The 6716-nt window shown below is 65.6% G+C and carries 8 protein-coding genes; 3 read left to right on the top strand and 5 right to left on the bottom strand.

The features are described 5' to 3' along the window. The 4 genes from MUO23_03280 to MUO23_03265 all read right to left on the bottom strand — a co-directional run. Positions 1 to 732, bottom strand: a 732-nt coding sequence (locus tag MUO23_03280; protein ID MCJ7511978.1) for a hypothetical protein, incomplete at its 3' end; no start/stop codon positions are given. Then, on the bottom strand, positions 729 to 1556 hold the full coding sequence (locus MUO23_03275; GenBank protein ID MCJ7511977.1) for an endonuclease/exonuclease/phosphatase family protein: 828 nt from the start codon (positions 1554 to 1556) through the stop codon (positions 729 to 731). The genes MUO23_03280 and MUO23_03275, both read right to left, overlap by 4 nt. A gap of 201 nt (positions 1557 to 1757) precedes the next feature. Beyond that, the gene (locus MUO23_03270; GenBank protein MCJ7511976.1) at positions 1758 to 2504 is read right to left on the bottom strand and encodes an ABC transporter permease; all 747 of its coding nucleotides are present in this window, start codon (positions 2502 to 2504) and stop codon (positions 1758 to 1760) included. Between the two features lie 38 nt (positions 2505 to 2542). Next, complete coding sequence (locus MUO23_03265; GenBank protein ID MCJ7511975.1) at positions 2543 to 3460, bottom strand: ABC transporter ATP-binding protein; 918 nt, start codon at positions 3458 to 3460, stop codon at positions 2543 to 2545. 237 nt (positions 3461 to 3697) lie between these two features. Between MUO23_03265 and rmuC the strand changes: the two genes are divergently transcribed. Genes rmuC through MUO23_03250 form a run of 3 tightly spaced genes read left to right on the top strand, consistent with a single transcriptional unit; the run spans position 3698 to position 5986 of the window. Next, entirely contained in the window at positions 3698 to 4942 is a 1245-nt protein-coding gene (gene rmuC / locus MUO23_03260) for a DNA recombination protein RmuC (GenBank protein ID MCJ7511974.1), read from the top strand. A 60-nt stretch (positions 4943 to 5002) separates the two neighbouring features. Then, positions 5003 to 5644 (top strand): MBL fold metallo-hydrolase, encoded by a 642-nt coding sequence (locus MUO23_03255; protein MCJ7511973.1) that lies wholly within the window; start codon positions 5003 to 5005, stop codon positions 5642 to 5644. Between the two features lie 42 nt (positions 5645 to 5686). After that, on the top strand, positions 5687 to 5986 hold the full coding sequence (locus MUO23_03250) for a hypothetical protein (protein MCJ7511972.1): 300 nt from the start codon (positions 5687 to 5689) through the stop codon (positions 5984 to 5986). Positions 5987 to 6220: 234 nt separating this feature from the next. Here the strand turns inward: MUO23_03250 and MUO23_03245 are convergent, their stop codons facing one another. After that, complete coding sequence (locus MUO23_03245; GenBank protein ID MCJ7511971.1) at positions 6221 to 6493, bottom strand: zinc ribbon domain-containing protein; 273 nt, start codon at positions 6491 to 6493, stop codon at positions 6221 to 6223. Positions 6494 to 6716 lie beyond the last annotated feature (223 nt).

Below are 6716 nucleotides of genomic sequence, written 5' to 3'. Positions count from 1 at the left end.
GCTGGTGGCAAGCACACCAAAGCGGAAGCCTTGCTCCGGCGTAGCCATGGCGTACTGGTTGTCGATCCAGGCCACGAAGCCGAGCGGGCCGGCCAGCGGGAAGGGGGCCTGCAGCACGACCTGCCCGTCGAGGCGAAACTCCGTTCGTCCGGTCTGCCAATCGATCTCATAGGAGTGCCAGTCGGCGAGGTCGCTCGGAAGCATGGCCTCGGCTGCCTGCACCCGGCCCAGCGCTCTGCGCAGCACCGGACCGCGCAGCGGCGGAACGTGAGACAGGACAACGGCGGCCGGCGCGAATGCATACAGCGCGGCCGTGGGCATCGGACGGGTGGTCAGCTGCATGGCCTTCCAGCCGTGACCGGCAATGCTGGGCGCGAAGCGCAGATCGGCCGGGGGGGAGGCGTAGAAGAACCACAGCGCGCGGGGCGCGGCTGGAAGCCGGCGGGCGGCGCCTCCCTGCCCGAGCGAGACGGCGAAGGGGTCATTCCAGAAACCGAAGCCGAGGGTGCCCAAGGGTGAGGTATGCGAGGCGCGTGCGCGCAGTCGCAGGTGCAGCGGAGGTTGCCAGCGAAACCGACTGCGCGGCAGCGCCGCCGTGTCGTCCAGCTGGGCATCGGCGTAGCCCGATGGCTTCGGCGGCAGCGTCAGCCGCATCGCCCGGCCGGAGGCTGCCTCGACCATGCCGCCGCCGAGCTCCAGCCGGTGCAGAAAGTCCAGCGGAGGGGTCGTCACGCAGCGGATCCCATCGGAAGCGCGAGTGTGGCCATCAAGCCGATATGGTCGGAAGGATAGATCCTGGAATTGGTCGGGGAGGGTCGATCCAGCACCAGCCTGCAGTCTCTTACCTGGACCTCGGGGCTGACGAAGATGTAGTCGAGTGTGCCGCGCCAGGAAGCCTGGCCGGGGCGCAGGACCCAGCCCAGGAGGCGCAGTGCCAGCCGGCGCACACTGTGACGAACGCCGGGGCCGCGGTCGAGCAGCGTCGGGCAGGTGTAGGCAGGCTCCTGCCCATGCACGACTGCGTAGGCTGAACGGAAGCGCCGGCGCATGAGCCTCAGGCTGGCATAGCTGGGCTCGGCGTTGAAGTCGCCGCACACCACCGTCGGGATCCCCTCGGGTAGCCAGCCCAGCAAGCGCTGGACCTGGAAGCGGCGGGTGACGTCGTTGAAGGCGCTGAAGAACAGGTGGGCGTTGCCGATCGCACAAGGGCCGGCAGCCGTGCGCACGGTGATGCGGTGGGCGACGCGCCCTTGCCGTCCGAAGGCGAGCACGGCGTGGTCTTCAACGGGAAGCCGACTGAGCAGCGCCTCACCCTCGGTGAGCCCGCGTGGCCCGGTCTTGGGGCACAGGTACGCCTGGTAGCCGTCGAGCCGCTCAGCGATCCAGGCGGCGTTGTTGGCCGGCAGGTGAACCTCCTGGAGCGCAACAACATCAGGCTGAAGATCCCTCAGTCCTTCCACAATCAGCGGCGCCCGCTCGGACCAGTGAGTGACGTCGTTGAGCAGGTTGAAGGTGAGAACCCGTAGGGTCGGAGAAGAACGGTGGGCGTCTGACATGTACTTGAAGGACTCCTTGACTCAGCCGGAGACAATCCCGGGACTCGGTGCGCCAACCCTGTACAGTGGGGGATGCCCCGCAACATTCAAGGAGCGCTTATCGATGTCCCGCGCGCCAGCATCTGGGCTGGCCGGCGGTGCCTTCGCTGGATCGAGGTGTTCTGACATCCAGTAGCTCTGCGTTTGGCTCATCGGCTGGGTCTAGCGCGTGTGATCCGCGCTCCTCCACCAGGCGAAGGTTGTGGCGAGCCCGGCGCTGAACGCCAGTGCCATGACGGCCAGGCTGTGCCCCTCGAGCTGGCCACCGCCGGGTGCAGAGGCATCGGCCAGCACAGCCGGCACCGCCCATGGGAACCACTCCCCCCAACCCAGCTGCGCGAAGATCTGCGCCAGCACCAGGGTGAGGAATGCCCAACCCAGCGCGGGGAGGTAGCCTCGTCCGGCGCTGGCCAGCAAGGCGACAAAGGGCATGAGCATGAAGGTCAGCAAGATGATGAGCAGCTGACGGCCGCAGGCGTACCACAGCTGATCGGGCGAGAAGCCGGGCACAGCACTTCTCCAGGCCAGGAGGATGCCCACCCAGAATGCCAGCAGTGCGGCTCCCACCATCCAGCCTGCAATGAGCAGGAACTTGGCTCCGACGGTAGTCTCGCGTGGTGTGGGCGTGGCAAGCCACTCCTTGGCGGTGTGGTCCGAGATCTCGCGCCCGAAGACCCATGCTGTGACGAACGCGCCCAGCATGCCTCCCGCAAGCGCTGTCCCCAAGAAGAGGACCATGAGGAACGTGGGCCAATCGGCCGAGCCGGCAGTCAGCTGTGCCTTCATTCCGATCAAGCCCATCTCGCGCGCCCGTTCGGGATCGATGAGAACGTACATCAAGAACGTGTCGACAAGCGGAAGCATCAGGAAGCCGGCCGTCGCCAGCAGAACGATCTTCGAGCGGCGCATCTTGAGGCTCTCGGCCCAGAAGGCGGCACGGAAGCCGTTCACAGCCTGCCCCCGGTGAGGCGAAGGAAGTGATCTTCCAGGGTTTCCTGCTCGACCCCGAGGCGAATAGGAGGCGCACCGGCGTTGACCAGCAGGGTGGAGACCTTCTCCGGAGAACCCACAGCCCGTTCGTCCATCAAGGTCAGGGTGCCTTCGATCTCGTCGACCGTAGCGTGCAGTCCGGACCGGGAGAGCGCCATGATGGCAAGGGCCACAGCGTCCGGCCTGACTTGCACCCGCAACTCAGCGGAAGCGCGGAGCTGATGAGCTTCTATCTCCTCCAGCAACCGACCTCGATGGATGATCCCGATGCGAGTCGCAAGCCGGTCCACCTCCGACAGGATGTGACTCGACATGAAGACGGTCACGCCCTTCTCAAGAGCCAGGTGCGACAGCAGGTGGCGGATCTCGACCACCCCGGCGGGATCCAGGCCATTGGCCGGCTCATCGAGGATCAGGACCTGGGGATCGTGGAGCAGGGCGCGGGCCAGGGCGAGTCGCTGCAGGCTGCCGGTGGAGAGTGACCCGGCCTTGCGGTCGGCGAAGCGGCCCAGGTCGAGCCGCTCGATCGCACGCGGCACGCAGCCAGCGTCAGAGATCGCATGCAGGCGTCGCGCAATCTCAAGGTTCTCCCGCACGGTCAACTCAGGGTAGGCAGCGGGCGTCTCCACCAGATGGCCGACCCGCCTCCAGGGTCCCCGCCCGCCGGGGCCGATCGGCTCCCCCAGCACACGCACCGATCCCCGGGTGGGCCGGATCATGCCGAGCAAGGCGCGAATGGTGGTGGTCTTCCCTGCGCCGTTTAAACCCAGGAAGCCGTAGAGCTCCCCCTGATGGATGCTCAGGTTGACCGCTTCAACTGCGGCGACCGTCCCGAACGACTTGGACAGGCCTCTGGTTTCGATGGAGAGACTCATCAGTTGCCTTCACTTGTCCCCGGGCATGCTTCCCTCACCAGCTTGACCAAGTACTCGATGGGAGATGGGCATTGGGGGCCTGGAAGGGTCTCCGTTCGTATCGACAGGCGATTCTACCTGTGTATCCGGTCGAAAGCGATACACCTGCCGGCGCCCTCCCTTGTGTAGGCGATTGCGGCAGGCCGGCTTTCGCGGGAAGATGGAGCGCGTGCGTCCGGATCCCAGACGGGAGGCGAGATGGACTTGTGGGCCGGTTTTCTGGTCGGAGGGGTGTGCCTGCTGTTGGGAGCGGTGCTGGGCTACTTGGCAGCCATCGTGCGGATGCGGTCGGCTTCCGACCGCGCCCAGATCCAGCTGGCGCAGCTGCAGGCCGAGCGGCGCGCCGATCAGGAGAAGCTGGCTTGGATGCAGCAATCCGAGTCCAAGCTGCGCGAGGCCTTTGACTCCCTTGCTTCGCACGCGCTGCAGCTGACCTCCGACGAGCTGCTTCGGCGGGCTCGCGACCAGAGCGAAGCTGTGATCCGCCAAGTGGAGGGCGATCTGGCACTGAACCGCTCAGAGATGCACGGCCTGGTGGAGCCGCTGCGCGCCAACTTGCAGTCCCTCGATACCCACCTGCGCGAGCTCGAGCAGAAACGGGAAGGCGCCTACTACGGGTTGCAGGAGCAGGTGCGCCAGCTGGCCAGCGCCCAGACCGCCCTGCAGACCACCACGCTGACCCTGGCCCAAGCCCTCAAATCGCCATCCGTACGAGGCCGCTGGGGCGAGGTGACGCTGCGACGCGTCGTCGAGCTGGCCGACCTCGTGCACCACGTCGATTTTGAGGAGCAGTTCAGCGGCGACCTGGGCCGGCCGGACATGATTGTCTACCTGTCCAACCAGGGTGTGGTCCCCGTCGACGCCAAGGTGCCCTTGAACGCCTATCTGGAGTCAATCGAGGCCGTCGACGAAGAAACAAGGCGGTCCAAGCTGATTGAGCACGCCCGAGCGATGAAGGCCCGCATCCGGGAACTGGGCCAGCGGCGCTACTGGGAGCAGTTCGAGCGCACGCCGGATTTCGTCGTGATGTTTGTCCCCAATGAGGCCTGTCTGGCCGCCGCTTTCGAGAACGACCCGGCGCTGCTGGAAGATGCAATCCAGCAGCACGTCCTGGTGGCATCACCGGTCACGCTGTTGGCGCTGCTCAAGGCGGTGGCTTACGGGTGGCAGCAAGCCCAGGTCGCCGACAACGCCCGGGCGATCGCCCTGCAGGGCCAGGAGCTGTACAAGCGTCTGGAGACCTTCGTCGACCACCTGGCGGACGTCGGCAAGAGCCTCAACCGTGCGGCCGAGGCCTACAACCAGGCCATCGGTTCCTTGGAGCGGCGCTTGCTGCCCTCGGCCCGACGCCTGCAGGAGGCCGGCCTGGCGACCAGTGTCCTCGAGCCGCCGGCTCAGGTCGAGGCCCGGGCCGGGCTGCCAAGCGCCACCGAAGAAGCCTGACCGCAGCCGGCACGCAGGCTGCCTCAGGTATAATGGGCAATCCCCCGGCCAGGAGGCGACGTGGAGATCGTTTGGCACGGACTTTCCTGCTTCCGCTTGTCTGAGCGCGGTCTGGCGACCGTGGTCACAGACCCCTTTGACTCGACCGTAGGACTGCCTGTGCCCAAGCTCAAGGCGGATATCGTCACCGTGAGTCACGATGCGCCCGGACACAACAGCACCCAGACGGTCAAAGGCGAGCGCCGGGTGATCCGGGGTCCGGGAGAGTACGAGATCGGGGGCGTGTTCATCGCCGGGATCCGCATGGAGGCCAAGGGACCGCGCAGCAGCGAGTCCCGCCCGAACACGATCTTTGTCTTCGACTTTGAAACCGTCTCAGTCGCTCATCTTGGGGATCTGGCGTATGTCCCGAGCCAGGCTCAGATCGAGGATCTGGGTCCGGTGAATATCGCCCTGGTACCGGTTGGCGGTGGAGGGGGCATGGAGCCGGGTCAGGCGGCAGAGGTCATTAGCCTGATCGAACCCTCGATCGTCGTTCCGATGCACTTCAAGACCGGGCCGGAGTCGGCAAAGCTTGCGACCCTGGATCGATTCTTGTCGGAAATGGGGCTGACGTCCGTTCAAGGCACACCGGTGCTCAAGGTCACCAAGAGCGGGCTGGGCGAGGACACACAGGTCATTGTGCTGGAGCGATCCGGCTAGCCAGCCCTCAGGGGCGGTGGTGCCGAAGACAAAGGGCAGAACGTGGTCAAGCTGTTGATGACGTGGGACATCCTTCCCGGGCGCGAACAGGAGTACTTCGAGTTCGTCGTGCGAGACTTCGTCCCTGGGATGCAGCGGCTGGGAATCCAGCCGACAGAGGCCTGGTACACCACCTACGGTCAGCGCCCGCAGATCCTGACCGGTGGGGTGGCCCCCGATCGCCAGACGATGGATCAGGCGCTCTCTGGCGAAGTCTGGGAGACGCTGCGGGAGAAGTTGCTGGAGTACGTGACGAATCTCGAGTACCGTGTGGTGCAGGCCGGAGGTGGGTTCCAGATGTAAGGCCGGGAATCTCCCGGGCGGCAGCGGCTCGCGAGACGTAAGCTGCGGGGCCTGGGTAGTGCTTAGGCCCCATTTGCGTTCCGCCTCACGCACGAGGCTGCCGCCGGCGTTCCGCCGTGGCGCCCGCAGATGCAAACAGCCTGGCGTGGGCGGCCAGGCCGTTCGATTCAATTGCCAGTGTGAATTGCGCCTGCGCCGGCTATCGGCCAGGATGTGCGCAGTGATTCCCGGTGGTCAGGCCTCCTCGGCGGGGGTTTCCTTCTTCGGGGAGGTGTCGCTGGATTCCGACTTCTCAGCCTTCTTGGAGTTAGAAGCCTGTCCCGAAGGAGACCGATGGTCGGTAGCGTAGAAGCCGGAGCCTTTGAACACGATGCCCACCGGCTGATAGAGCTTGCGTAGCGACTCCTCGCCGCACTCGGGACAGATTGTCAAAGGGGAATCGGAAAACCGCTGAGTCTGGTCGAACTGCAGCCCGCAGCTTTCACAGCGGTACACATACAAGGGCATTGCGGCTTGCCTCGGTCGAAATAGTAGTATACGGCCCGCAGGCCGTTCCTACAAGGGATTGGCTTCCTGAGGATAGAATAGTACAAGCCCGTCTGCGCGGCGTTAACGCCGCGCCGGCCAAACACCGGTGCACGCAGCTCCGCCTCAGCTGCCCTCGATCGGTCGTGCTCGCAGGCCAGCCAGGCCAAGGATTGCCTTGGACAGTCCGGAGGTCCGCTGCCAG

The sequence above is a fragment of the Anaerolineales bacterium genome, assembly GCA_022866145.1.
Classification (GTDB): domain Bacteria; phylum Chloroflexota; class Anaerolineae; order Anaerolineales; family E44-bin32; genus PFL42.
The sequence above is the reverse complement of the archived record's forward strand: the minus strand, read 5'-3'. Positions and strand labels throughout refer to the sequence as shown.